General features: G+C 69.9%; 25 protein-coding genes. 13 read left to right on the forward strand and 12 right to left on the reverse strand.

All coding sequences use genetic code 11. The annotated features are described in order from the left end of the window. The 11 genes from IMZ29_RS17795 (at nucleotide 1) to IMZ29_RS17845 (ending at nucleotide 12,953) form a co-directional block, all read left to right on the forward strand. The gene (locus IMZ29_RS17795; protein ID WP_253207231.1) at nucleotides 1–639 is read left to right on the forward strand and encodes a branched-chain amino acid ABC transporter permease; all 639 of its coding nucleotides are present in this window, start codon (nucleotides 1–3) and stop codon (nucleotides 637–639) included. Then, nucleotides 636–1,649, forward strand: coding sequence for a branched-chain amino acid ABC transporter permease (locus IMZ29_RS17800; RefSeq protein WP_253207226.1), 1,014 nt, complete (start codon nucleotides 636–638; stop codon nucleotides 1,647–1,649). Before IMZ29_RS17795 ends, IMZ29_RS17800 begins: the two co-directional genes overlap by 4 nt. Beyond that, nucleotides 1,646–2,443 carry an ABC transporter ATP-binding protein gene (locus IMZ29_RS17805; protein WP_216186588.1) on the forward strand — a complete coding sequence of 266 codons (798 nt, stop codon included), beginning with the start codon at nucleotides 1,646–1,648 and terminating at the stop codon, nucleotides 2,441–2,443. The genes IMZ29_RS17800 and IMZ29_RS17805 overlap by 4 nt, the downstream gene beginning before the upstream one ends. After that, nucleotides 2,440–3,180, forward strand: a complete 741-nt coding sequence (locus IMZ29_RS17810) for an ABC transporter ATP-binding protein (protein WP_253207227.1) — start codon at nucleotides 2,440–2,442, stop codon at nucleotides 3,178–3,180. The genes IMZ29_RS17805 and IMZ29_RS17810 overlap by 4 nt, the downstream gene beginning before the upstream one ends. Nucleotides 3,181–3,182: 2 nt before the next feature. Beyond that, nucleotides 3,183–3,908, forward strand: coding sequence for a 4'-phosphopantetheinyl transferase family protein (locus IMZ29_RS17815; RefSeq protein WP_216186590.1), 726 nt, complete (start codon nucleotides 3,183–3,185; stop codon nucleotides 3,906–3,908). Next, nucleotides 3,895–5,538 (forward strand): (2,3-dihydroxybenzoyl)adenylate synthase, encoded by a 1,644-nt coding sequence (locus IMZ29_RS17820; RefSeq protein ID WP_216186592.1) that lies wholly within the window; start codon nucleotides 3,895–3,897, stop codon nucleotides 5,536–5,538. The genes IMZ29_RS17815 and IMZ29_RS17820 overlap by 14 nt, the downstream gene beginning before the upstream one ends. After that, on the forward strand, nucleotides 5,535–5,804 hold the full coding sequence (locus IMZ29_RS17825; RefSeq protein ID WP_253207228.1) for a phosphopantetheine-binding protein: 270 nt from the start codon (nucleotides 5,535–5,537) through the stop codon (nucleotides 5,802–5,804). Before IMZ29_RS17820 ends, IMZ29_RS17825 begins: the two co-directional genes overlap by 4 nt. 1 nt (nucleotide 5,805) lies before the next feature. After that, nucleotides 5,806–9,735: a non-ribosomal peptide synthetase gene (locus IMZ29_RS17830; RefSeq protein ID WP_216186594.1), complete on the forward strand. Its 3,930-nt coding sequence runs from the start codon at nucleotides 5,806–5,808 to the stop codon at nucleotides 9,733–9,735. 194 nt (nucleotides 9,736–9,929) lie between these two features. Beyond that, complete coding sequence (locus IMZ29_RS17835) at nucleotides 9,930–11,330, forward strand: YncE family protein (protein ID WP_216186596.1); 1,401 nt, start codon at nucleotides 9,930–9,932, stop codon at nucleotides 11,328–11,330. Nucleotides 11,331–11,405: 75 nt separating this feature from the next. Further along, on the forward strand, nucleotides 11,406–11,963 hold the full coding sequence (locus IMZ29_RS17840; protein ID WP_216186598.1) for a cytochrome b: 558 nt from the start codon (nucleotides 11,406–11,408) through the stop codon (nucleotides 11,961–11,963). Nucleotides 11,964–12,020: 57 nt separating this feature from the next. Next, entirely contained in the window at nucleotides 12,021–12,953 is a 933-nt protein-coding gene (locus tag IMZ29_RS17845; protein WP_216186599.1) for an AEC family transporter, read from the forward strand. Here IMZ29_RS17845 and IMZ29_RS17850 read toward each other — a convergent pair. The 3 genes from IMZ29_RS17850 to IMZ29_RS17860 are packed head-to-tail and all read right to left on the reverse strand — an operon-like array spanning nucleotide 12,950 to nucleotide 16,189. Then, nucleotides 12,950–14,107 carry a CaiB/BaiF CoA transferase family protein gene (locus IMZ29_RS17850; RefSeq protein ID WP_216186601.1) on the reverse strand — a complete coding sequence of 386 codons (1,158 nt, stop codon included), beginning with the start codon at nucleotides 14,105–14,107 and terminating at the stop codon, nucleotides 12,950–12,952. The genes IMZ29_RS17845 and IMZ29_RS17850 overlap by 4 nt on opposite strands. A gap of 19 nt (nucleotides 14,108–14,126) precedes the next feature. Further along, entirely contained in the window at nucleotides 14,127–15,182 is a 1,056-nt protein-coding gene (locus tag IMZ29_RS17855) for an NADPH:quinone oxidoreductase family protein (RefSeq protein ID WP_216186603.1), read from the reverse strand. A 14-nt stretch (nucleotides 15,183–15,196) separates the two neighbouring features. Next, a complete protein-coding gene (locus IMZ29_RS17860) occupies nucleotides 15,197–16,189 on the reverse strand; it encodes a Bug family tripartite tricarboxylate transporter substrate binding protein (protein ID WP_216186605.1) in 993 nt (330 codons plus the stop codon). Nucleotides 16,190–16,384: 195 nt separating this feature from the next. Here IMZ29_RS17860 and IMZ29_RS17865 point away from each other — a divergent pair, with 195 nt between their 5' ends. Next, complete coding sequence (locus IMZ29_RS17865; protein WP_216186607.1) at nucleotides 16,385–17,284, forward strand: LysR family transcriptional regulator; 900 nt, start codon at nucleotides 16,385–16,387, stop codon at nucleotides 17,282–17,284. A gap of 23 nt (nucleotides 17,285–17,307) precedes the next feature. On the opposite strand, the gene IMZ29_RS17870 is transcribed toward IMZ29_RS17865, so the two are convergent. The 7 genes from IMZ29_RS17870 to IMZ29_RS17895 all read right to left on the reverse strand — a co-directional run bounded on the left by IMZ29_RS17870 (nucleotide 17,308) and on the right by IMZ29_RS17895 (nucleotide 21,954). Continuing rightward, nucleotides 17,308–17,748 (reverse strand): DoxX family protein, encoded by a 441-nt coding sequence (locus tag IMZ29_RS17870; RefSeq protein ID WP_216186609.1) that lies wholly within the window; start codon nucleotides 17,746–17,748, stop codon nucleotides 17,308–17,310. 161 nt (nucleotides 17,749–17,909) lie between these two features. Then, complete coding sequence (locus IMZ29_RS17875) at nucleotides 17,910–19,052, reverse strand: zinc-binding dehydrogenase (RefSeq protein ID WP_216186611.1); 1,143 nt, start codon at nucleotides 19,050–19,052, stop codon at nucleotides 17,910–17,912. Nucleotides 19,053–19,101: 49 nt separating this feature from the next. Continuing rightward, complete coding sequence (gene ybiB / locus IMZ29_RS17880; protein WP_216186613.1) at nucleotides 19,102–20,073, reverse strand: DNA-binding protein YbiB; 972 nt, start codon at nucleotides 20,071–20,073, stop codon at nucleotides 19,102–19,104. A 94-nt stretch (nucleotides 20,074–20,167) separates the two neighbouring features. Further along, on the reverse strand, nucleotides 20,168–20,383 hold the full coding sequence (locus tag IMZ29_RS17885) for a TOBE domain-containing protein (protein ID WP_216186615.1): 216 nt from the start codon (nucleotides 20,381–20,383) through the stop codon (nucleotides 20,168–20,170). A gap of 58 nt (nucleotides 20,384–20,441) precedes the next feature. Beyond that, nucleotides 20,442–20,663, reverse strand: coding sequence for an NADPH-dependent FMN reductase family protein (locus tag IMZ29_RS23385; RefSeq protein WP_371820335.1), 222 nt, complete (start codon nucleotides 20,661–20,663; stop codon nucleotides 20,442–20,444). A gap of 3 nt (nucleotides 20,664–20,666) precedes the next feature. Further along, entirely contained in the window at nucleotides 20,667–21,074 is a 408-nt protein-coding gene (locus IMZ29_RS23390; protein ID WP_371820336.1) for an NAD(P)H-dependent oxidoreductase, read from the reverse strand. A gap of 127 nt (nucleotides 21,075–21,201) precedes the next feature. Beyond that, nucleotides 21,202–21,954 (reverse strand): SDR family NAD(P)-dependent oxidoreductase, encoded by a 753-nt coding sequence (locus IMZ29_RS17895; protein ID WP_216186616.1) that lies wholly within the window; start codon nucleotides 21,952–21,954, stop codon nucleotides 21,202–21,204. A 194-nt stretch (nucleotides 21,955–22,148) separates the two neighbouring features. Between IMZ29_RS17895 and IMZ29_RS17900 the strand changes: the two genes are divergently transcribed. Further along, nucleotides 22,149–23,135: a Bug family tripartite tricarboxylate transporter substrate binding protein gene (locus tag IMZ29_RS17900; RefSeq protein ID WP_216186618.1), complete on the forward strand. Its 987-nt coding sequence runs from the start codon at nucleotides 22,149–22,151 to the stop codon at nucleotides 23,133–23,135. 21 nt (nucleotides 23,136–23,156) lie between these two features. Here the strand turns inward: IMZ29_RS17900 and IMZ29_RS17905 are convergent, their stop codons facing one another. Continuing rightward, nucleotides 23,157–24,305, reverse strand: coding sequence for an AAA family ATPase (locus IMZ29_RS17905; protein WP_216186629.1), 1,149 nt, complete (start codon nucleotides 24,303–24,305; stop codon nucleotides 23,157–23,159). A gap of 167 nt (nucleotides 24,306–24,472) precedes the next feature. Continuing rightward, nucleotides 24,473–25,278, reverse strand: an 806-nt coding sequence (locus tag IMZ29_RS17910) for a hypothetical protein (protein WP_371820337.1), incomplete at its 5' end; no start/stop codon positions are given.

The raw sequence follows: 25,278 nt of genomic DNA on the forward strand, positions 1-25,278 counted from the left end.
CTGGATCGCTTCCCATTCGGCCGCTTCTACGCACGCCCTCACCTCATGCAGGTGCTGCTCACCTACGGTCTGTCGGTGATCTTCGCCGATCTCATGCGCTGGGGCTTTGGCGCGGATACGCTGTCGCCCGCCCTGCCCGAGCTCATGCGCGGGGTGGTGTTCGTGGCTGGCCTGCCCTTTCCGGTGTATCGGCTCGTGATCATCGCGGTCGGCGTCGTGCTGGCCATCGCGCTGTGGTGGCTGCTGGACCGCACCTTGTGGGGCGCGGCCATCCGCGCCTGCGTCGTGGACCGCGGGATCGTGGAGACGCTCGGCATCGACACGCGCCGCCTCTTCACGATCGGCATGGCACTCGCGGCGGGCCTGGGTGGCCTGGGCGGTGCCCTGGGGGCCGGGATGCTGTCGGCCTACCCCGGGCTGGACGAGGAGGTGCTGCTGCTGGCGCTGCTCGTCGTCGTGATCGGCGGGCTGGGCAGCTTCCGTGGCACGGTCGTGGCCGCCCTGCTCCTGGGCTTTGCCACGACCTTCAGCCGCATGTGGCTGCCTGAGTTTGCCAATTTCCTGACGCTGGGCATCATGGCGGCGCTGCTGGTGTGGCGCCCCACTGGCCTCATTGCACGCGAGACGCGTCAGCTATGACACAGGCCATCCGTCCCACGACGCGCGTTGCGCCACCGATGGCTGCCGTCGGCCGCGCCCACACCGTGCGCGCCCGCTTGGGCGCGTTGGTGGCAGCCGTGTTGCTCGCGGCCCCGCTGATCGCCCAGGATGCGTTCCTCCTGCGGTTCGCCGCTGAGATCCTGCTGGTGGGTGCCGCCGTGACCAGCCTGACCCTGCTCATCGGTCAGGGCGGCCTCGTGTCCCTGGGGCACGGTGCCGTCTTCGGCGCAGCCGCCTACGCGGCGGCCATCGTCGCGGGACACGTCAGCGGCGATCTCACCGTGATGCTGCTGGTGGGTGTGCTGACCGGCACGCTGCTCGCCCTGGCCATGGCTGCAATCACCCTGCGCACGCAGGGCCTCTTCTTCCTCGTGCTCACGCTGGTCGTCGGCCAGATGGTGTGGGAACTCGCCTTCCGCTGGCGCGACGTCACGGGCGGTGCCGATGGCCTGCGCGGCTTCGCCCGGCTCACGTTGGCGGGTGTGCCACTGCATGGGCCCATGGCCCTGTACCTCGTCACGGTGGGCGTGGCGCTGGCGGCCTGGGCGATCACCCGTGCCTTCACGCGTGCCCCTGTCGGAGTCGCGCTGACCGGCCTGCGCGATCAGCCGCTGCGCATGGCCGCCCTGGGCTACTCGGTGGCGCGGCTGCGCGCCTGGGCCTTCGCCACGGCCGGCGCGGTGGCCGGGGCCGCAGGCGCCGTCTATCCCTTCGTGAATCAGTATGTCGGGCCAAACGTGGTGCACTGGAGCCAGTCGGCCACCTTCATCATCATGGCGGTGATCGGTGGCATCGGCTCACGGGTCGGCGGCTTCGTCGGCGCCGCGGTCTACCTCTTCGTGCAGACCTACGTCAGTTCGCACACGGAGCGCTGGCAGCTCGTCATCGGTCTCATCTTCGTGGCCGTCGTGCTCTTCATGCCCCATGGCGTGGCGCAGGCGCTGCGGTTGCGCGGTCCTCGCGGCGCCACCGGCAAGGAGCGCGCATGAGCGGACTGCCATGGGTCGACCCCGTGCTGAGCCAGGGTGTGCCGCCGGTGCTTCGCCTGGAACACGTCGGCAAGCAGTTCGGCGCGACGCCCGTGCTGCACGACGTGGACTGCGCCGTGGCGGCAGGGGAGACCCTCGGGCTCATCGGGCCCAACGGTGCCGGCAAGACCACGCTCTTCAACATCGTGACCGGCTTCGTCACGCCATCCTCAGGGCGAGTGTTGCTGGGTGCGCGGGATCTCGCCGGGCAGGATCCTGCCGCCCGCGCCCGACTGGGCCTGGTGCGCACGTTCCAGAAGAGCCTCACCTTTGCGGCCCTGTCCGTGCGGCGCAATCTCGCCCTGGCGGCGCTGGCACACGCCGGTGACGGCTATCGCTGGTGGGGCGGCCGTGCGGCCCTGCGTCGGGCCGAGGCGCAGGCGGACGCCCTTCTTGCCGACCTGCCACTGGCGGTGCGCGCGAATGTTCCCGTGGCCGATCTGTCCTACGGTGAGCAACGCATCGTCGACATCCTGATCGCGCTGGCCCAGGCGCCGCGCATCCTGCTGCTGGACGAGCCCACCGCGGGCCTGTCCACCGCCGAATCCGAGCAGGTCCTCGCGCTGGTCCGCGAACGTCGCGGCGACGCCGCCGTCGTCCTGATCGCGCATGACCTGGATGTGGTCTTTCGCGAGTGCGACCGCGTGGCCGTGCTCGACCTTGGCCGGCTGATCGCCCTGGGCACGCCGCAGGCCGTCCGCGACGACCCAGCCGTCCATGCGGCGTACCTGGGCGGCTTGCCGGAGGCCGCATGACGACGATGCCCATGACAGCCGCCGTCCCCTTGCTGCGCCTGCGCGATGTGCGAGCGGGCTATGGCGGCGGGACCATCCTCAACGGGGTGGACCTCGATCTCGCGCGCGGTGAAGTGCTCGCCCTGCTCGGGCGCAACGGGGCGGGCAAGACGACGCTGCTGCATACCGTCTTCAACCTCGGCCCGACCGTGCAAGGGGAGATCCACGTCCGGGGCGAGGACGTTCACGGCTGGCCCACGCATCGCATCGCCCAGCTCGGTGTGGCCCTGGTGCCTCAGGGCCGCGGCGTGTTCGCAGACCTGGATGTGCAGGACAGCCTGCGCCTGGCCACGCTTGCGCCCCGCCCGCAGCAGACCACACCCGCCTGGACGCTGGACGCTGTCTACGCGCGATTTCCGCGGCTCTTCGAGCGACGCCGCACCCGCAGCGGCGCGCTGAGCGGCGGCGAACGGCAGATGCTTGCCCTGGGCCGCGCGCTACTCACCCAGGCGGATGTGATCGCCCTGGACGAGCCCAGCGAAGGGCTCGCACCCCAGGCCGTGGCCGCGCTGCAGGAACACCTCGCCGAACTGGCCCGCGATGGCACCACGCTGCTGCTCGTGGAGCAGAACACGGCCCTGGCGCTGCATCTCGCGCACCGCGTGGCCGTGCTCGGCCATGGCCGCGTCGTCTTCGATGGCACGCCCGAGGCGCTGGCTGCCGACCGTGCCACGCTGCACACGCACCTGGGGGTCTGACCATGCTCCACGTGCACATCCTGCCGGTTGCCGATGACGTCGCGCTGAGCGATCGTCTGCTGGCCACCCTCACGTCTGCCGAGCAGGCGCGCATCGACCGTCTGCGCCAGCCTGCCGACCGGCGGCGCAGCCTCACGGCCCGTGCGGCGCTGCGTGCCCTGTTGTCTCGCCTTCTGGGCGTGGCGGGTCCGCAAGTGCCGCTCATGACCGCGCCGAGCGGCCAGCCCATCGTGGCAGGCACGCCCTGGCACGTGAGCCTGGCCCACAGCGGGGAATGCGCCATCGTGGCCGTGGCCTCCACCGCCGTGGGGGTGGACGTCGAGTCCGATCGCGACATGCCAGACGCCGTCGAGATGGCCCGCACCTGGTTCACCGCCGCCGAGGCCACGCGGATCGCGGCAAGGCCTGCCGACTTCCTGCCGCTGTGGACCGCCAAGGAAGCCGTGCTCAAGGCGGCGGGCACGGGCCTCGCGGGCGGCCTCGCAGGATTCGCAGCTCCGGTGCCGTCCACTGAATTCCTGCCCCTTTCCGCGCCGCCAGACAGCGCCCTGACCCGCCTTGCCGTGCGCCGCCTGGATGCCGGCCCTGGCTATCACGCCGCCCTCTGCGTGCAGACGCCTGCGGCGCACGCGCTGCGCGAGCACCGCCACGACCTCGCCTGGCTCGACGCCGTGGCGCACACCGGCGTGGCCCCCACCGAATCGGAGATCTTCCATGGACAGACCTGAACAATCCTGGCCTGCGGCCGACGCCGAACGCTATCGCGCAGCGGGCTACTGGCGCGGCGAGACCTTCGGCCAGGTGCTGCGCGAGCGCGCGCGGCAGTACGGCGACAAGATCGCCATCGTGGGCGGCGACCAACGCTGGAGCTACGCCGAGCTGGACCGCCGTGCAGACGCCATGGCGCGCGCATTCCTCGACAGCGGTCTGCGGCCCGGTGATCGCGTGATCGTGCACCTGCCCAACATCCCCGAGTTCTTCTCGGTGATCTTCGGCCTTTTCCGCGCCGGCATCCTGCCGCTCTACGCCCTGCCCGCCCATCGCATTACCGAGATCGAGCACTTCGCCGTGACCGGTGGCGCGCGCGCCTACGTGTCCGCGCAAAGCCACGACGGCTTCGATTACCGCACCCTTGCCACCGAGCTGAAGGCACGGGTGCCCGGCGTGGAGCAGGTCCTCATCGTCGGCGATGCCGGCGCCGATACCGGCTTCACGGCCCTGGCAGACTTCCAGGCACGCGGCGAGGCTAGCACCACGGTGCCGGTCGAACCCGCCTCGTCCGACGTGGCTTTCCTGCAGATCTCGGGCGGCAGCACGGGCCTGTCCAAGCTCATCCCGCGCACGCACGACGCCTACATCTACACCCTGCGCGACAGCGACCGCATCTGCGGCATGACCGAGGACAGCGTGTTCCTGGGCGCCCTGCCCATCGCGCACAACTTCCCCATGAGCTCGCCCGGCGTGCTGGGCGCCCTCTACGTGGGCGCGCGAGTCGTGCTCTCGACTTCGCCCAGCCCGGAAGCCGGCTTCGCCCTGGTCGAGCGCGAAAGCGTGACCATGACGAGCCTCGTGCCGCCCCTGTTGCTGGTGTGGATGGAAGCCGCGGCCAAGACCCACTTCAAGCTCGACACGCTGTCGGTGATCCAGGTGGGCGGCGCCAAGCTCATCCCCGAGGTCGCGCGCCGCGTGAAGCCCGCGCTGGGCGTGACGCTGCAACAGGTGTTCGGCATGGCCGAAGGCCTGGTGAACTACACCCGCCTGGACGATCCGGATGACATCATCATCCACACCCAGGGCCGGCCGATCAGCCCGGACGACGAGGTGCTGATCGTCGACGACCTGGGCAACCCGGTGCCCGAGGGCGAGACGGGCCACCTGCTGACCCGCGGCCCCTACACGATCCGCGGCTACTACAACAACGAGGCGGCCAACCAGCGCTCCTTCACCGAGGACGGCTATTACCGCACCGGCGACATCGTCAAGCGCTTGCCCGGTGGTTACCTCGTGGTGCAGGGCCGTGCCAACGACCACATCAATCGCGCCGGCGAGAAGATCTCCGCCGAGGAGATCGAGGATCACCTCCTCGCCCACCCGCAGGTCTTCGACGCCGCTGTCGTGTCTGTGCCGGACGAGTACCTGGGCGAGCGCAGCTGCGCCTTCATCATTCCCAAGGGCGACAAGCCCCGCGCCGTGGCGATCAAGCAATGGATCCGCTCGCGCGGCCTGGCCGACTTCAAGGTGCCGGACCAGGTCGTGTTCGTCGAGCGCTTCAGCGAGACCGCTGCCGGCAAGATCAGCCGCAAGGAACTGCGCGCCACGCTGCGCGCGCAACTGGACGGCACCAAGGATTCCGCATGACTTCCCAAACCCTTCCCCTCTCCCTCGACAGCATGCGCGCCGACATCGCGCGCATCCTTCACGAAGACCCCGCCGAGATCGGCGATCACGACAACCTGATCGACCTGGGCCTGGATTCGATCCGCGCCATGGCGCTCGCCACGCGCTGGCGCGATGCCGGTGCCGATGTCGAGTTCTCCGAGCTCGCCGCCCAGCCCGAACTCGCCCACTGGTGGGCGCTCGTCGAGCGCGCGCTCCTGCGTCGCCAGGCCGCCGGACAGGCGTGAGATGGCGTCATCCGTGGACACCGAGCTGCCGCATGGCGCAGCCCCGCTGACGGAAGCCCAGCTGGGCATGTGGTTCGCCCAGCGGATGGACCCGAGCAATCCGATCTTCAACATCGGGCACTGCACCCACATCGAGGGGCCGCTGGACATCCCGGCCTTGCAGCGCGCGGTGGATGCCGCGCTGCGTGAGGCGGATGCGCTCGCCATGCGCGTCGTCGAGCACGACGGTACGGCGTGGCAGGCGCTCGACGAATCCTTGCGTCCGCGCCTGGAGATCGTCGATCTGCGCGCCGACCCGAGTCCGCTGGAGACGGCGCAACACCGCATGCGGGCCGACATGCATCGGCCCGTGGATCCTACCCGCCAGGCCATGGCCGCGCACGTGCTGTATCGCCTGGGCCAGGACCATGCCGTCTGGTATCAACGCCTGCATCACGTGGCTGCCGACGGCTACGGCATGGGCCTCATCGATGCGCGTGCCGCGCGCCTGTATGCGCGCGAGATCGGTGCCAGCGACGACGCCGGCGAGCCGCTCGCGGCCTACGCGCAAGCCCTCGAGGAAGACGCGGCCTACCGTGCCGGCGAGCAGCGCACGCGCGATGCCGCCTATTGGCGCGAGGCCTACGCGGGCCACACGGCCGCCGCCAGCCTGTCTGACGGCGCTCCCGTGAGCGGCCACGGTTTCGAGCAGGCCGAGACACGCCTGGATGCCGCCTTCGCCGAGGCCCTGCAGGCTGCACAGACGCGCACGGACGTGTCCTGGCCCGACATCCTCACGGCCCTGTGCGCGGCCTACATTGCGCGGCACACCGGTCAATCCGAGGCGGTGGTGGGCGTGCCCTTCATGGGTCGCCTGGGCAGCCGCACGGCGCGTGTGCCGGCCATGGTGATGAACGTTGTCCCGCTACGCCTTTCCATCGACGAGGATGCGCCGCTCGATGCGCTGCTCGTCGAGGCGAGCAAGGGCTTGCGCAAGGCGCGCCGCCACGGCCGCTACCGTGGCGAGCAACTGCGCCGTGATCTCGGGCTGCTGGGCGGCAACCGCCGCCTGTATGGCCCCCTCGTCAACATCCTGCCGTTCGAACAGCCCGCGCCGCTACCGGGCACGCGCACGCGACTGCAGGTGCTGGGCGCAGGCCCCGTCGAGGACCTCACGATCACGCTGCGCGGCAACCCGGCCCAGCCGGGCATGCTGCTCACCATCGAGGCCAACCCGGCCCTGTACGCGAAGGCCACCGTCGAGGCCCATCTCGCCCGTCTGCAGGTGTTCCTGCAGCGAGCCCTGGCCGCGCCTGTGCTGGCCCATGTCCCCACATTGACGGATGCCGAGCACCAGCACTGGACGGCCACGGTCAACGACACGGCGCATCCGGTGCCGCTCACGACGCTGCCCGCCCTCATTGAGGCCAGCATCGCGCGCACGCCGCAGTCGGTGGCGCTCGAAGACGCCGAAGGACGGCTCACCTACGCCGCGTTCGACGAGGCCACGCGCTCGCTCGCAGGCCGCCTTCAGGCCGCGGGCGTGCGGCGCGGCGACGTCGTTGCCGTCGCCTTGCCGCGCTCGCGCGATCTGGTGATCGCCCTCGTGGCCATCCAGCGGGCAGGTGCGGCGTATCTGCCACTGGACATCCAGCATCCGCGCGAGCGTCTGGCGGGCATTCTCGCCACCGCCACGCCGCGCGCCGTGGTGGCCACGGCGGCCACCCGCGTCATGCTGCCGAACGATGCCCGCATCGTGCTGCCGCAGGGCGAGGACGCGCCGTTCGACCCCGACCAGGCGCCTGGCCCGTCGGACGCCGCCTACGTACTCTTCACCTCCGGTTCCACCGGCGCGCCCAAGGGCGTGGTCATCGAACACGACGCCATCGTCAATCGCGTGCTGTGGATGCAGGCGCATTACGCCGTCGACGCGAGTGCCCGCATCCTGCAGAAGACCCCGGTCACGTTCGACGTGTCCGTGTGGGAATTCTTCCTCCCGCTGGTGGCGGGCGCCACGCTCGTCGTTGCGCCGCCCGAGTCGCATCGCGACCCCGCCTGGCTCGCGCAGCTCATCCGCGTGCATGCGGTGGATACCCTCCACTTCGTGCCCTCCATGCTCGCCGCATTCCTCGCCGAGCCCGCTGCGGCCGGCCTCGTCCTGCAGCGCGTGTTCTGCAGCGGCGAAGAGCTGCCCGCCGCCTTGCGCGACCGATTCCACGCCACGATCGCGAGCGAACTGCACAATCTTTACGGACCCACGGAGGCCGCCGTGGACGTTACCTGGTGGCCTGCCTCGCGCGAGGACACCTCCCTGCCGGTGCCGATCGGCTATCCCGTCTGGAACACGGCGATGTACGTGCTCGATGCGCGCGGCCGGCCCCTGCCCGCCGGCGTGGACGGTCATCTTTTCATCGCCGGACGGCAGCTCGCGCGCGGCTATCTCGGCCGGCCGGACCTGACGGCCGAACGCTTCGTCCCCGATCCGTTCGGCGCACCCGGCGCGCGCATGTACGCCACGGGTGATCTCGCCCGCTGGCGTGACGACGGCGCTCTGGTCTTTCTGGGCCGCTCGGACCACCAGGTGAAGATCCGTGGCCAGCGCATCGAGCTCGGCGAGATCGAAAGCGTGCTCGCCCATGCCCCGGGTGTGGACAGTGTGGCCGTGATCGTGCGCACCGACGCCCCGGCCGATCCGCGCATCGTCGCGTATCTGGTCGCGTCGCCGGCCGGTGCCGACGAGGCTGCCGTGCGCGAGCACGCCGCCGCGCACCTGCCCTCGGTCATGGTGCCGACGGCGCTGGTCTGGTTGCCCAACCTGCCCGTCACGGCCAACGGCAAGCTGGACCGTGCGGCACTGCCCGCGCCCGATCTCGCGCGTGCCGCGAGCGGGCGGGCTCCCGCGGCCGGCACCGAGCGCTGGATCGCCGAGCTGTTCGCCCAGGTGCTGGAGCGCCACGAACCCCTCTGCGCCGATGACGACTTCTTCGCGCTGGGCGGGCATTCCCTGCTTGCCGCACGGCTTGCGCTGACCATCCGTGAAGCCCGCCGCGGCGAGATCGGCCTGGGTGCGATCTTCGAACACCCCACCGTGGCACGCCTGGCAGCCTTCCTCGATGCCGACGCCGACCGCGCCGACGCCGGCTTCGGTCCCGTGCTGCGCCTGCGCCTTGACGCCGACGCGCGCCGCGAGCCGCTCTTCTGCGTGCATCCGGCGGGCGGCCTGAGCTGGTGCTATGGCGCACTCGCACGCGCGATGGACCCGGCCCGCACGGTGCTGGGCCTGCAGGCGCAGGCCCTGGAGGCCACGAGCCTGCGACCCGAGCCCGCCACGCTGGACGCCATGGCCGAGGACTACGCCGACCAGCTCGAGGCCCTGCACCCGCAAGGCCCCTGCCATCTGCTCGGCTGGTCCGTGGGCGGCATCATCGCGCACGCCATGGCCGTGGAGCTGCAGCGGCGCGGACGCGAAGTCGGGGTGCTCGCCATGCTCGACGCCTATCCCAGCGACTGCTGGCGCGACCGCCCCGAGCCACCGCCCGACGCGGTCTACAAAGCCTTGCTGCACATCGCGGGCCATGATCCGGCCTCGCTGCCGGATGTGCCCCTCACGCGCGACGGGGTCATTGGATTCCTGCGCGCAACGGGCCACCCGCTGGGCGAACTGCCCGACGCCCGGCTCGCCGGCGTGATCCATGCCGTTGGCCACAACAATCGACTGGTGCGCACGCATCATCACCAGCACTTCGCCGGCCGCGTTCTCTACTTTCGCGCAGCCCTCGACCACGTGGGTGAGGATCTGGATCCCGCCTATTGGGCGGCGTACGCCGAGAGCCTGGACGTGCACGACATCCCGAGCCTGCACGCCCACCTGACAGGCGAGGCGGCCACCGCCCGCATCGCCCCCATCGTGAATGCCGAACTCGCACGCCGGGATCCGGGAGGTCTCACGTGAGGCCCATCCCATCGCGTCGGTGCGCACGCCACCGCGTGCGGCCCACGCTCGTTCTCCTCGCCCGGCGTGCCTGCCACGCCGGGCGCCTGTGCTGTCCGTGGTGCGTGGCCCATCTGGCCCGCGCCTGTAGGCCGCCTGTCGCAGCATGTGCCGCGACAGGCGTCGCCACCCGATTGTCTTGACAAGGAAATGCCATGAACGTGATGTCCTCCCGCCCGAGCACCGGCCAGCGCCTGGTGCGTCGCACCGTGCTTGCCCTGGGCGCGCTATCGCTCTCGCTGTCCACCGCGTTCGCCGCGGCGACCTTCGAGCAGCCCGCGACCGATTTCGCCGGCCGCGTCATGGCCCAGGGCACGGTGCTGCCTGGCGGTGAAGCCAAGCTCACCGGCCGCGGTTTCGTGCCGGGCCAATCGGTCACGCTCTCGCGTGGCGGAGAATCGCTCGGTGACGGCCCGTACCAGGTCGACGACAAGGGCAACTTCGAAGCCACCGTGCAGATCCCGGCCAATGCCGTGGCTGCCCGTCACCCGATCGTCGTGCAGGCGACGGGCCCCGTGGCCGCGACGGTGTTCGAGCTCAAGGTGTCGCCCGACGTCCCGCTCTCGGGCCAGGACAAGTTCGCCACGCAGAGCCAGAAGCTGGTGCAGGGTCTCTATCAGAGCGCCTACAGCGCCAAGTCCGACCGTCTCTTCGTGACGGCCGCCGTGGGTCGCCCCCCGGTCAAGGAATCGCAGCTCATCAAGGTGAACCCGCAGACGCTCGCCATCGAAGCCCGCGTGACGCCTGCCGTGGCCAAGGGTCACGACGATGGTCGCGTCTATGCCGTCTACGGCGTGGACGTGGACGACGAGGCCGGCACGGTGTGGGTCACCAACACGCGTGACGACAGCGTGGCCGTCTACAAGCAATCGGATCTGTCGCTGGTCAAGCAGTTCGACGAGGGCACGGCGCCGCATGCGCGTGACGTCGTGGTCGTGCCGGGCCTGAACAAGGCCTACGCGTCGGGCCCCACGGGCGAATTCGTGGCCGTGTTCGACACGAAGAAGCTCGAGAAGATCGGCGACATCAAGGTGGCGTCCGCCATCCGCGGCCAGGACTTCGGCACGATGAGCCTGGTGCTCGATGCCGAACGGCAGAAGATCTACACGGTGGCGCTGAACACCGCCGAGATCGCCGTCATCGATGCCAAGACCGACACCGTCGAGAAGGTAATGCCCGTCCCCGGCGCCAACGGCGGGGCCGGCATCGCCATCGACGCCAAGGGCCAGCGTGCGTACGTGGCGGCGCAGGGCAGCGACACGGTCTCGGTGGTGGATCTCGCCTCGGGCAAGGTGCTTGCCACCACGCCGGTGGGCGCAGGCACGCTGAACGTCGCGTATGACCCGGTCAACCACCTCGTCTATGCCGCCAACCGCGGCGCCGGCACGGTCACCGTGCTCGACGCCGACGGCAAGATCGTGGCCAACCTGGACGGCGGCACGCTGCCCAACCACATCGCCGTCGACGGCAAGGGCAACGCCTTCGCGGTGAACAAGTCGCGCGGCGCGGATGACGCCCAGGGCGACCGCATCACCCGCCTCACGCCCAAGCAGTAAAGCCTGGCGCGCCCTGCGCGCTGTTCTGCTGCCGGCGTCACACGACGCCGGCAGTCTCGACTGCCCGGAGTTCCCATGGCCCGTCTCGCCTGGCGCGATACGCCTGAAGCCTATGGTCTCGTCACGCGCGGCCTGCACTGGACCATGGCCACGCTCTTTGCCTGGCAATGGTTGAGCATGGCCTGTCGTCTCATCTTTGGCCGCACGCCGGTCACCGCCGTGATGGTAGGCTCGCACGCGCCGGTGGGCACCGTGCTGCTCCTCCTCGTGCTGGTGCGCATCGGCTGGTTCCTCGCGAATCGTCATCGGCGCCCCTCGCATGCCGGCGACCGTCTGGCAGGCCTCGCGCGCGCGGGCCACGCGTTGCTCTACCTCCTCATGCTGGTGATCCCGGCCATCGCCCTGCTGCGCCACTACGGCGCCGGCCGGCCCCTATCCATTCTTGGCGTGCCGGTGCTCCAGGCGCGACCCGAGAAGATCGAATGGATGATCGCACCGGCCAATGCGGTGCACGGCTGGCTGGGCTGGCTGCTGCTGGCGGTCGTCGTGGGTCATGTGGGTGCCGTGCTGCTGCACCGCTTCGTCTGGCGCGACGGCGTGGCCGCCCGCATGATGGGCCGCTCACCTGGCTGACGTCCCGGCGGCTGGCTTACCATCCCGGTTTGCCGTCGCCGTCCCCTGAGCCCTTTCGTGTCTGACATCCTCGCCGTCACCGGCCCGCTGTTCTTCATCATCGCACTGGGCTTTCTCGCCGTGCGCTTCGGGCTCTTTGGTCGCGGCGACATGCGCGTCCTGGGGGCTTTCGTCATCAACGTCGCGCTACCGGCCGTCCTCATCCATGCGCTCTCACAGCGGGACGTCCAGGAGATCCTGGACGTACGCTATCTCTTCGCCTATGGACTTGGGTCGCTCGCCGCGCTGGCCGTGGGCATCGGCATCGCGCGCTGGGGCTTGAAGCGCGGCATGGCCGCCAGCGCCCTGGCCGGCATGGGCACGGCCATGTCCAACAGTGCCTTCATCGGCTTTCCGCTGGCCTTGCAATTGGTGGGACCCGTGGCCGCCATCGCGGCCGCCTTGGCCATGCTGATCGAGAACCTGCTCATCCTGCCGCTGGTGCTGGCCCTGGCAGAGCGCGGCGAGGGCCATGGCCTCAACGTACGCACGCTCGCCCGACAGATCGGCGGGCGGCTGGTCCGCCACCCGGTGATCATCGCCATCGTCGTCGGCATGACGTTGAGCCTCCTGGGCTGGCACCTGCCGCTTCCCGCCGCACGTGGCGTGGAGATGCTGGCCACGGCGTCGGCCCCAGCCGCCCTTTTCGCGATCGGTGGGGCCCTGGCCGGCCAGGCCATGCGTGGCCTGGCCACGGACATCACCGTGATCGCCGTGGGCAAGCTCGTGATCCATCCGCTGCTGGTCTTGCTCGCCCTGCTGCTGGTGCCGGATCTGGACCCTGCCATGCGGGTGGCGGCCATCGTGATCGCGGCCTCGCCCATGCTCACGGTGTATCCGCTCATGGGGCAGAAATACGGCCACGAGGCCGTGTGCACGGCGACGCTGGTGATGACCACCATCGTCGCCTTCTTCACGCTCAGTGCGGTGGTGGGCCTGCTGGGCGCCTAGCCGGGCTGCTGTGGCGTCAATCTGAATTCGTGCAGGACGCAAGTCGTGTGCTCGCCCAGGCGCGGCGCAGCACCGGGCGGCGGCTGATGCCCACCACCCCCGGGCAACCCCGGCCAGGGCAGCGTCGCCAGCCCCGCCTGGGAGAGCTCACCAAAGAGGCCGACGTGCTGCGCCTGCGCGTCCTCACGCAGCTCGATCGCCGTGCGCACGCGACCGTGCAGGATGTCATGCGCCGTGAAGACGGCTTCCCAGTGCGCGGTGGGGCGTTCCGCGAGCGCCGCGGCCAATTGCTGGTTCAGTGCGGCCGCACGCGGCAGCCGCCCTGCCGAGGTCTGCAGCGCGGGGTCCGTCTCCCACGTTGACAGGCTCAGCACGCCGCCCAGCCTGCGGAACATGGCGTCATTGAGCATGCTCACGTAGATCTGGCCGTCCGCCGTGGCAAAGAGACCGGTGGGCGCATTGAAGGCGCCCGGCCCCGCGCCGGGAAAGAGCGCGCCGTCCACGATTTCATAGGCCTGCAGGGCGGCTGCGGTCTGCAGCATGGAGACCTCGATGTGGCGACCGCGCCCCGTGCGGGCCGTTTGGTAGAGCCGCGCCGCCACGGCCTGTGCCGCGTAGAGCCCCGTGCAGATGTCCACGACGAAAAAGCCGATGCGCCGAGGCTGCCCTTGCGCATCGCGATTCAGGTGCATGAGGCCGGTCAGGGCCTGCACCGTCGTGTCCAGCGCGGGCAGGCCGGCTTGGGGGCCTTCCGATCCGAAGCCGGAGATCGACACGTAGATCACCCGCGGATGCGCTTCGGCCAGCGCGGCGTAGCCCACGCCCAGCCGCTCGGCCACGCCAGGTCGATAGTTCTGTACCACCACGTCCGCCGACAGCGCCAGCGCGCGCAACGTGGCGCGGCCCTCGGCCGTGCGGCCGTCCACCACCACGCTCTCCTTGCCCGCGTTGTAGGCGATCGAGATCGCCGTATGGCCATCGGTGCTGCGCCCCATGTGGCGCGCCCAGTCGCCTTCGGGCGGCTCGATCTTGATGACCCGCGCACCCTGCTGGCGCAGGATCGCGCAACAGCTGGGGCCGGCGATGCCCTGGCTCAGGTCCAGCACGGTGAGGCCGGCCAGAGGAAGATCGTCAGGGTGGACGACAGCGTTCATGCAGCGACTCCAGACAGCATCAGTTCGATTCCTCAGGGCGGGCCACGTCGAGATCCGGCGCGATGTCCAGGATGACCTTGCCCACCGAGCGTCGTGACATCACGGTGTCGATGGCCGCCTCCCATTGTGCGAAGGGCATGCGCTGAATACGCGGCGGCGGCATCGCGCCTTCGGCCACGGCCGCGAGCGCACGGCCCACCACCGTCTGCACAGCGGCGGCATACCGCGCACGCTCGTCCGTGAGTCCCCAGCCGATGTAGTACCCATAGTTGAAGCCGATCACGGCCACGTTCTTCACGAGGGCGAGGTTGGTCGGCACCGACGCCGCCCGGCCGCCCGTAAAGCCGATCACGAGCAGGCGTGCGCCGGGCGCCACGCAGCGCAGCGAGGCATCGAAGAGATCGCCGCCTACCGGATCGAACACCACGTCCACGCCCTGTGGCGCGATAGCCTTCACGGCGGCAGCCAGCGCGTCAGAGTCGCTGGACAACGCATGGGCCGCGCCTTGCGCGAGCGCGGCCTCGCGTTTCTCGGCCGTGCTGGCGGTGGCGATGACGCGCGCCCCGATCAGCCGACCGATCTGCACGGCAGCCATGCCCAGGGCGCCACCAGCACCATGCACCAGGAGCGTTTCACCAGCCTGCAGCTGCCCGCGCCATGCCAGCGCCGACCAGGTCGTGCCATAGGTGATCGGCATGGCAGCCGCATGGGCGAGCGACAAACCGGTCGGCACGGGATAGACGGTGTCCGCCGTGGTGACGGCTTCCTGCGCGAACGCGCCCCAGTCGAGTGCGGCCACCACGCGATCGCCTGGGCGCACATGGCGCACATCCGGGGCGACCTCGAGCACCACGCCCGATGCCTCGGTGCCCGGCGTGAATGGCAACGGCGGCTTGCGCTGGTACGTGCCCGCGACGAATAGGCTCACGGCAAAGCCGACGCCCGCGTGTGCGATGCGCAGCCGTACCTGCCCAGGCGCCAGCGCCAACCGCGCGATCGGCTGCATCTGCAGTTCGCGCCAGTGCCCCCAGTGGGTGCAGACCAGCCCCGAAAACCCCGTGTCGTTCACCGTCATCCTCCTGGCTCGTCTCAGGGCGCCTGGATGCCGACGTCACGGATGATCCGGCCCCATTTGTCGTAGTCGTCCTGCAGCACCTTGGCGAACTGTGCCGGCGTGTTGCCCACGGGCACGAGGTTGAGCTCTGCCAGGCGCTGCTGCATCTGCGGCTCGCGCACGATACGCGCCACTTCCTTCGCGAGCGCATCGACGCGATCCTGCGGCACGCCCACCGGAAAGAGCAGCCCCATCCAGGCATCCGGCTCGAACCCGGCGAACCCGGCTTCCGCAAACGTCGGCACATTCGGCAGCAACGCCGAGCGTTCCGTGCCCGTGATGGCGATCGGCACGATGGAGCCCGCCTTCAGGTGCGCCATGGCCGAGCCCACGGCGATCAGGCCCACCTGGACGTGACCGGCGATGAGATCCGTGGCGAGCGGCGGGCCGCCCTTGTACGCGACGTGCTCCATCTGCAGGCCCGCCTCGCGCTTGAGCAGTTCACCGAGGATGTGGCCGGTCGTGCCGGCACCGTAGGAGCCGTAAGGATACTTGCCGGGATGGCGTCGGATCTCGTTGACGACCGCCTGGGGTGTGCGGCCCGGAAAGCTGGGATTGACCGCGAGGATCACCGATGACAGCGCGACTTCGCTCACCGGTGCGAAATCCTTGAGCGCGTCGTACCCCTGGTCGGCATACAGATGCGGATTCTGCACGTGCACGGTGAAGGTGAGCAGGGCGGTATGTCCGTCCTTCTCGGCCCGGGCCACGTGCCGCGTGCCGATGCCGCCACTCGCTCCGGGCTTGTTGTCGACGATCACCGGCTGGCCCCAGGCGGCCGTGAGCTCCTGGCCGATCAGGCGCGCGACGGCGTCGTTCACGTTGCCGGGTGCAGAGGGCACCACGATGGTGATGGGCTGCGAGGGGTATCCGTCGGCAGCGAGGGCTGGCAGCGCGGTCGCGGTCGCGGCCAGGACCATGGCTGAGGCGGCCATGTGGCAGGCGGCCGTGCGCAGGCGTGATGGCATGAGTGTCTCCTCGTGCGGTCGTGTTCGACCTGTCGTGTTGGGCGCGGCTCGCATGCCTGCCAAGTCCGCCTGACCCAGTCTACCGAGGGTGTCGCCAGCCACGTATTCCTCGCGGGACTTCACCGATTCCCGGCAGGCGCGTCGCTGCTACAGTGGAGCGACGCGGACGCAGATCCGGCCACGGAGGGATGCACCTTGAGACTGGAAGACCTGCGCACGTTCCTGCGCGTGGCAGAGATGGGCAATCTCAGGCGCGCCGCCGAGGCCCTGCAGAGTACGCAATCGGCGCTGTCGAAGACGCTGGCGCGGCTCGAGCGCGAGGCCGGGCTGCCGCTCATGGCGCGCACGGCCCGCGGCGTGGAACTCACAGAGGCCGGCGCCACGCTGCGCGAGCACGCGCAGCGCATGGATAACGCACAGGCCGATCTCGATCACGCCCTGCGCGAGCGCCGGCACGCGCGTGCCGGTCAGGTCCGCATCGGGTGCATTCCGTATCTGGTGTCCGGCCTGGTATCGCCGCTGCTGGCACGATTCTTTGCGAGCCGGCCGCTCGCCACCTTCGCGCTGGAGCCGCATCTCACGGCAGCGCTGGTGGGACTCCTGCAGAGTGGCCGCGTCGATCTCGCCGTGGCGGCGCGGCCCGACGTGCTGCCCGTGGATCTGGACTTTCTGCCCCTCGGGCCGTTACCGATGCGCGTGGTGGCGCGCGCCGATCACCCCCGCCGCGACCGGCTGACCGATCCGCAACAACTGGCCCACGAACGCTGGGCCCTGCCCTCGTCCGCCCAGCACCTGCGCCGCTGGCTGGAGACGAGCCTGCGCGAGGCAGGTCTGCCACCACCCCGGCTGGCGGTCGAAAGCAGCGCTTCGCCGGTGGCGTTCGTCGAGCTTCTGCGCTGCACGGATCTCCTGGGCATCATGCCGCCCCGGGTGCTCACCCAGCCCGCAGGCCAGGGCCTCGCCGCCCTGGATTGTGCCGGCATGGCGTGGCAGCACGAGATCGTCGTCTTCTGGCGCCGTGACGCCTATCTGTCGCCGATGTGCCGGGACTTTCGCGATGCCATGGTCGCGTACTGTCAGGAGACCGGGCTCTGAGCCCGGTGTGCGTCACCTCGCGTTCAGAACGACTTGCCGATGGCGCGATCCACCGAGTGGCGGCCCGGCCCGGCGATGAAGATATAGAAGGTCATGGCGGCCCAGAGGATGGACTTCTCGGCGCCTGAGAATCCCTCGCCCTTCGTCACCCAGTGGAACCACACGGTGACCAGCAGCACGAACGTGCCGGCCAGCGCCGCCGGGCGCGTCAGCAGGCCGATCGCGATCAACAGACCGCCGATGAACTCCGTGCCCGCCAGCAGCGGCGACCACAGGGCTCCGGGATAGAAACCCAGGCTTTCCACCAGATTGATGGCACCCATCGGATTCTGGATCTTGGGCCAGCCATGCACCATGAGGCAGATGCCGGCCACCACGCGCAGCAGCGTGTAGGCCCAGTCGTGCAAGCCGCCGTAGACGGGGCCCAGGGCGGGAATGATGAGACGCGGGGATTCATGAGACATCGGAGAGACTCCAGAGAAGTGACGTGCGAACAGCAATCACTTCCATAGAGCCCGCACTCAACAATAGGTTCCGCCTGGGCCGATGCGGGACTACGTCTCGCGCACCGCCGTGGGCCGACGGCGTTCGGCGATCGGCGCGCGCGCACCGATCGCCCGCGGAATCACGCCGAGGGATTGATGAGGTACTTGGTGCCGGTGGCCGCCTTGCCATACGTGCCGATGGCCCGCAGGCTGAGCGCCTCGGCCAGCGAGACGGTGCCCTGATAATGGCTCGCGAACGTCGTGGTGATCTCATCGGCCACGCGCTGGCGCAGGCGCGCGGCCGTGTCCCGCCCGGCCTTCTGCAGGAAGGGCATCAGCAGCCAGCCGCCCACATTCCACGCCATGCCGTAGCTGCGGTGCAGCTGCGTCGGGCCGCGATCCAGGCTGCCGTACAGGTAGACCTGCTTCAACACGGTCGAGCCGTAGCGGCTGTACTCGCCCTGGCTGCGTACGGCCACGGTCTCCATCGCAGCGAGGATGTCGCTCGCGAGCCGGCCACCGCCGATGGCGTCGAAGGCGATCGTGGCACCCGTGGCGCTCAGCGCCTCGATGAGCTGTTGCGTGAAATCCTCGGCGCTGCTGTCGCATACCCAGGTCGCACCCTGCTCGCGCAACAGCGCCGCCTGTTCGGGCTTGCGCACGATGTTCACGAGGCTGACGCCATCCTTCTGGCAGATGCGGTTGAGCATCTGCCCCAGGTTGGACGCCGCCGCCGTATGGACCAGCGCCGTGTGCCCTTCGGCACGCATGGTCTCGACCATGCCCAGCGACGTGAGCGGATTGACGAAGCACGAGGCGGCCTGGGCAGACGACGTGCCATCGGGAAGCGGCAGGCAGGCATTGGCCTTGACGGTGCGATAACCGGTATACATTGCGCCGCCCATGACGCCCACGGTGCGGCCGAGCAGAGCCTGCGCCTGAGGCGAGGACCCGGCAGCCACGACCACCCCACCGCCCTCGTTGCCCACGGGCATGGCCTTGCCGATGCGGCCTGCCATCGCCGGCAGCGCGCGCTCCGGCACCCGGCCCGTCAGCACCGGCTGCTCCGGGGTGCCGCTGGCCTGCAGGGCAGAAAGATCGGCGCCGCCAAAGAGCAGACCCATGTCTGACGGATTGATAGGCGCGGCTTCGACACGCACCACGACCTCGTCATCCGCTGGCGGTGCCACGGGTACCTCGGCCAGGTGCAGGGTGAGCGTGCCATCGGCATCCACGCGGGATTGCAACTGCTGGGTCGTCTCAGGCAGGGGGGAAGTCGCCATGGTGTCTCCTCATCGTTGTGTTGGCGGCAGGTTCCGGAAGCATTCGGCTTCAGGAGGGGGAAACGGATACGGATCTTTCGCGCACGATGCGCAGAATCGTGGCACATTGCAGCGCGATGGTGACTGGCACCGGCACCTCGCCCGCCAGAACCTGATGGATCCAGGCGGCCGTGACCTCGGCCGTGCGGTCCGCGGGCAACGCGGGCGCCTCGCGCGCATCGGGATCGCCTGCGGGGATGCATTCGCTGGATTCACCTTCGCGCACCCAGAGCACGGGGCGCTGGACCACGGGATCTGCCACCGCTTCGCCCTCGGTGCCACGGGCGAGCAGGATGCCGGGCCACGGCGCGGCTGCCGGCTCGCTGAAGCAGGCCGACAACGTATCGCGATACGGCGGATGGGTGTAATTGACCAGACGCAGCGCCGGCTGCGCAAACGGCTGGATGAGTTTGGCCAAGGTGTGGGCGGAGTTGCGTACGCCCATCACCCGGCGCAGCGCCAACTGACGGGCCAGCGTGGGCGCGAGCACCTCGATGGGGGCGAAGGCGAGGCGTCGGGCCTGCAGATCCGCGCCCACGGCATCCAGGCTGCCCGCGATCGGCTGGCCCATGGCCTGAAGGACCTGCGCCGTGGTGGTGCGATCCGGATCAGTGAGCACCCCGTGGATGAGTACGGGCACGCCCTCGCGCGCGAGCAAGTGGGCCAGCAGCGCCAGCAGGTTGGGCTGGCGGCGTGCGCCGTTGTAGCTCGGGATGACCACCGGCACGGTGCCATCGGGTACCGCCAGCGGCTCACGGTGCGCGTGCACAGCGGCCAGCATGCCCGCGAGCTCCTGGGGGCTTTCGCCCTTGATCCGGTAGGCCATGAGCACAGCCCCCAACTCGAGCTCGCTCACTTGGCCAGCGAGCACCGCGGCGTAGAGTCGCTCGGCGTCGTCGCGCGACAGGCTGCGCGCGCCGCGCGCGCCCCGGCCGATCTCCTTGATGAAGGCGGCACAGGAGAAGAGGGGTTCAGAAGTCATGACGGCCAATGGCGCCGCCCCGCCCCGCGCACCGCGCGGGCAACGAGCGGCAAGCCCACAGTGTACCGGGGGCTCGCCGGGCGCTGCCAGCCGCCTACAGCTTGGCCACGGAGACCTCGGTGGCCTTCACGAAGGCGATCACTTCGGTGCCGACCTGAAGCTCGAGCTCGGCCACCGAGCGCGAGGTGATGACGGAGGTGACGATGCCGGCCGGGGTCTCGATGTCCAGTTCGGAGACGACGGGCCCGGAGACGATCTCCTTGATGCGGCCACGGAACTGGTTGCGGGCATTGATGGACTTGATGGACATGGATTCTTCTCGAAGGATGACGAAGCCGCCGTAGGCGGCGTGGGAACACAGCAAAGGATCAGATGCCCAGCCGGGCCTGCGCGGCCAGACGGCCGATATCGAAGCCGGGGCTGGGGGGCGGTGCCGGGCGCACGAGCTCGGCCAGGCGATCGACGGCAGCGTCCAGCCGCTCGGCGATGAGGACGTCGATGGCGTCGATGCCGGGTTTCTCGGGCGACACCTGGCTCTCGGTGGCGTAGATACCCGCCAGGATGTGCCGCGCACCGAGCGCCGAGAGCACGGGCTACAGGCTGTACTCGAGCGCCAGCAGGTGGGCCGGGCTGCCCCCGGTGGCGAGCGGCAGCACGACCTTGCCGGTGAGCGATCGCTCGGCGAGCAGATCGAGCACGGTCTTGAGCCCGCCAGAGAAAGATGCCTTGTAGACCGGCGTGGCCACGAGCAGGGCCGAGGCACGGGCCACGCGATCGCGCAGCGAGCGCGCGGCATCACCCGTGTAGGCGCCGTTGACCAGATCCTCGGCCGGCAGATTCCGCAGGCCGATCTCCTCGACCTGAAACCCCAGGTCCCGGGCACGCGCCACGGCATGGGCCAGCAACGTGGACGAACGCGATTGTTGGGACGGGCTGCCCGCCAGGGCCAGCACCGTCGGACGCGGATTGAGCGCGTCAGTGACTGCATCCGTTGATGACATGAACGACCTCCAGAGCTGCATCGTAGGAACAATCGCGGGCAATCCCAACGACCGGTTCGTGGTGTCGATATCACTGGAGGCGATAACACGCCCGCGCCACTCGCGTGGCGTGGCGCTCCAAGCCGGGCTAGAGCACCTCGCCGCCGTTCGGGCTGATGACCTGCCCCGTCACGTAGCTCGCCTCGTCCGAGGCGAGGAAGGCGACCACCGTCGCGATCTCCTCGGGATCGGCGCGCCGGCCCAGGGGCACGCGCCGACGCATGTCTTCCTCATAGGCAGCATTGGCGCTCAGATGGGCCGTCATCGCCGTGCTCACGCGGCCCGGCGCCACGGTGTTGACCCGGATGTTCCAGGGCGCGAACTCGCGCGCCCACGTCTTGGTCAGGCTCACGATCGCGCCCTTGGCAGCCGCGTAGACGCTGCCGCGCGCGTGCGAGCCGAAGGCCATGATCGACGCGGTATTCACGATGCTGCCCGAGCGCCGCGCCTTCATGCCCGGCAGCACGGCCTGCGTGCACAGCATCGTGCCCTTGACCGTGATGGCGAACATGCGGTCGATGCTGTCGGCATCCACGTCTTCGAGGGCGACGAGGCCACTTGCGATGCCGGCGTTGTTCACGAGCACGTCGACGGCGCCAAGCGCGTCCTGGGCCTGCGCGAAGGCCGAACGGACGGCGGCCCCATCGGACACGTCGGCCACGCAGACCCGCGCAACGCCACCCTGCGCCTCGATGCGCGCCACCGTCTCCTCGGCGCTGGCACTCACCCAGTCGTTCACGATCACTCGGGCGCCGCGCGCGGCCATCAACTCGGCGTGGGCCCGGCCGATCCCTGAGCCTGCGCCCGTGACGAGCACGACCTTGTCGTCCAATGTTGGCATGTCTCCTCCTGTCATCGTCGTTGTCTTTCGATCGATTGTAGGGGTCGCCTGCTCGCCGCAACGCGGCCGATTCCGTCGTTTCCTGCAGAGCACTTTTCCTCTTTGCAGCGGGAATGCACGCCAGTCATCGTCTCTAGAATGAACACAGATCCCGCAGAGGATCCTGCATCAGGCACAACCATTCCGGAGACAGCATGACTAGCTCGCTCACCCGTCGTCAGGTGCTTCTCGGCGCCTTCTTGGCCGCCCTCCAATCCCAATTGCCAGTGTTCGCCCGCCAGGCCGATTGGCCCACCCGGCCGGTGCGCCTGGTCGTTCCCGGTCAGCCCGGCGGCGGCTCGGACATCTTCGGGCGCCTGATGGGCGCGAGCCTGCAGCAGTCGCTCGGCCAGCCCGTCGTCATCGAGAACCGGCCCGGCGCCAACAGCCTCATCGGCAACGACGTGGTGGCTAAGGCCGCGCCAGACGGCTACACCTGGCTCATCTCGCCCTCCTCGGCGATCGCCATCAACCCGATCATCCAGCCCAAGATGCCGTACGACACGCTGAAGGACCTGCTGCCCGTGGCGCAGGTCGGCGCGGCGGGCATCCTGCTGCTCGCCCCGCCGCAGTCGGGACTGAACTCGCTGGCGGATCTGGTCGCGGCCGTGAAGGCCAAGCCCGACATGATGTACGGCACCTGGGGCAATGGCTCGACCGGGCATCTCGTGATGGAAAGCATCATCGCCCACTACGGGCTGAAGATGTCCCACGTGCCGTTCAACGACAGTTCGCAGGTCGTGACCGCCCTGCTGTCGAATCAGATTCCCGTGGCGTTCGCAGATGTGTCCTCACCGGTGCCGCACGTGCGCGCGGGCAACATCGCCGCGCTCGGCTGCACGGGCGCGGCACGCGGCCCTGCCCTGCCCGATCTGCCGACCCTGGCCGAACAAGGCTTCGACTTCAAGGCCGCGGGCTGGTACGGCATCTTTGCGCCGGCCGGCACGGACGTGGCGATCGTGGACCGCATGAACGCGCAGATCAATCAGGCGCTGGCCGACCCGGCCGTGATCGCCCGCTTCGCCGAGCTCAACATGCCCAAGCCCGCCCTCATGTCCGCGAGCGAATTCGGCAAGACCGTGCGCGAGGACGTGGCACTGTGGCAGGGACTCGCACGGCGTGCGGGGCTCGGCGCCGCTTGATGGCGGGACGGCGGAAGCGCGTCAGCGCGTCGGCCAGCGCCAGGGTGCGGTAGCGTCGTCCTGCACCTGTGTTTCGCCGAAGTCCTTCTCGAGTCCAACCAGGCCGGCGCCCGCGTCGGCCAGCTGCGCGGCCAGCTGGGCCGAGTGCGTGACCACCACGATCTGGCAGCGCGTGCCTGCTGCGAGGATCAGGCGCGCGAGCGGGGCGACCAGGTCGCGGTGCAGGCTCGCCTCGGGCTCGTTGAGCACCATGAGTTCAGGCGGGCGCGGGGAGTACAGCGCGGCGGCCAGCAGCAGGTAGCGCAAGGTGCCGCCCGAGAGTTCGGGTGCGCTCAGCGGGCGCAGCAGGCCGTGCTGGCGCATGGCGAGCAGGAAGCGATCATCCACGGTGACGCTGCTGCCAGGAAAGGCATCGGCTACCGCAGCCTGCAACCCCGCTGCATCGCCGATCTCGAGGATCGTCTGCACTGCGGCCCCGAGATCCGCGCCATCGCTGGCGAGCACGGGCGTGAAGGTGCCCACGCCCGGGTGCCGGCACGGCGCGTGGGCATCCGTACGCAGATCATCGTAGAAGCGCCAGCCGCGCAGGCGTTCGCGCAGCATCAGCAATTCCAGGCCATCGACGGGATCGGCCAGGGCCAGCATGCTGTCATGACGCGCAAGGCGATCGAACACCGTGCGCCAGCTGCCCGTCTCCTGGCTGCGCACGCGCACCACGCCCCCACGCCGTTCGGCGAAGACATTGCTGCGTCCGGGCAGCGCCCCGGTCCAGAGCTGTTCGACTTTGATCTCGGGATCGTGGGTAAAGCGCGAGCCGGACGGGATCGGCAGGCCCAGGTCCAGGGCATAGCCGTAATCGTCTGCCGCAAAGCCCAGACGAAGACTGACCGGCTCCCGGCGGGCGGTGCCCTGCACGGGAACGTCGCCTGTCCGCATGGCGCGCGAGATGCGCTCCGGCCCCGCCCACAACGTGGAGGTGAGCCCGCCTTCGGCGGCCAGCGAGGCAATGAGCCGGCCCTGGCCGACATCGGCCAGGAGACGCAACGCGCGATACAGACTGGATTTGCCGCTGCCGTTGGCGCCGGTGATGACGGTGAGTGGCGCGAGTGCCACGCGAACGTCACGCAGCGAGCGATAGCCATGGACGGCGAGCGACGTGATCACGACGATACCGCCCGCGCCGATCTGCACGACCGGCGGCGGCACGTCGCGTGGCCGGCCGGCGTGACGGGCGACTTCGCCGCGCCGTCATGCCGGCGACCGTGAAGGCCTGCCGGTCGGCGATCCTTCACAGCCCGACAGTGCCGCATCGACGTCGCCACCACCACGCTGGCAGATCAGCCCGCGTCGCCCGTCTTGGCCGCCGGGCGGCGGGCACGACGTGGCGCACTCTTGCGGGCCGTCTTGGCGGGCGCGTCGGCGGCGTCCGTGGACGACGCAGGCGCATCCTGCACCGGCGCCGCGCTTGCCGGGTCCGACTTGCGGCGTCCGCGGGCCGGTGCGGCGTCTGCCGCCTTGGCCGCGCCTTGTCCGCGCGCCGGCGGCGCATCGGTGGCGTCTGCGTGGGCCTGAGCACCCGCAGATCCCGTATCCGATGCGTCTGCCTTGGCCTGCCCTCGTGCCGGACGGCGTGCGCCGCGTGCGGCCTTGCGAGGAGCGGCATCCGCGGCTGCCGCGGTATCCGGCACTGTCGGGGCGACGGCCTCGACCACCGGCGTCGCCACGGGCTCGGGCAGGTCTGCCACAGGGCCGGATGTGGACTCAGCGTCGACCGCCGACTGACCTTGGGCAGCCCTGGCCGCTTCTGCCTTGGCCGCCGCCTTGGCGATGCGCGCGGGCTGCTTGCGGGCCCGCTTGGCCGGGGCTTCCGTCAGCTGCATGTCGCCGCGACTGGTGGGCATGGGCACGTTGCCCAGCGCCGAACCCGGCGCGCCATCGACGGGCAGGTCGTGCGCGCGGGGCGCCACCACCACCGGGTCGGCCGCGGGCGGCTCCACGGCATCGTGGTCGATGTAGGACTGACGCAGGGCCAACGGCGCACCGTCTTCGCCACGTGCCAGGGTGGGCGCCTGGCGCGCAGGCGCTGGGGCGAGCACAGGTGCCGGCGCAGCCGGAGCGGCCGTGCTGGCGGGCTCGGCCGGAG

This window comes from Verticiella alkaliphila (genome assembly GCF_018904615.1).
Taxonomy (GTDB): domain Bacteria; phylum Pseudomonadota; class Gammaproteobacteria; order Burkholderiales; family Burkholderiaceae_B; genus Verticiella; species Verticiella alkaliphila.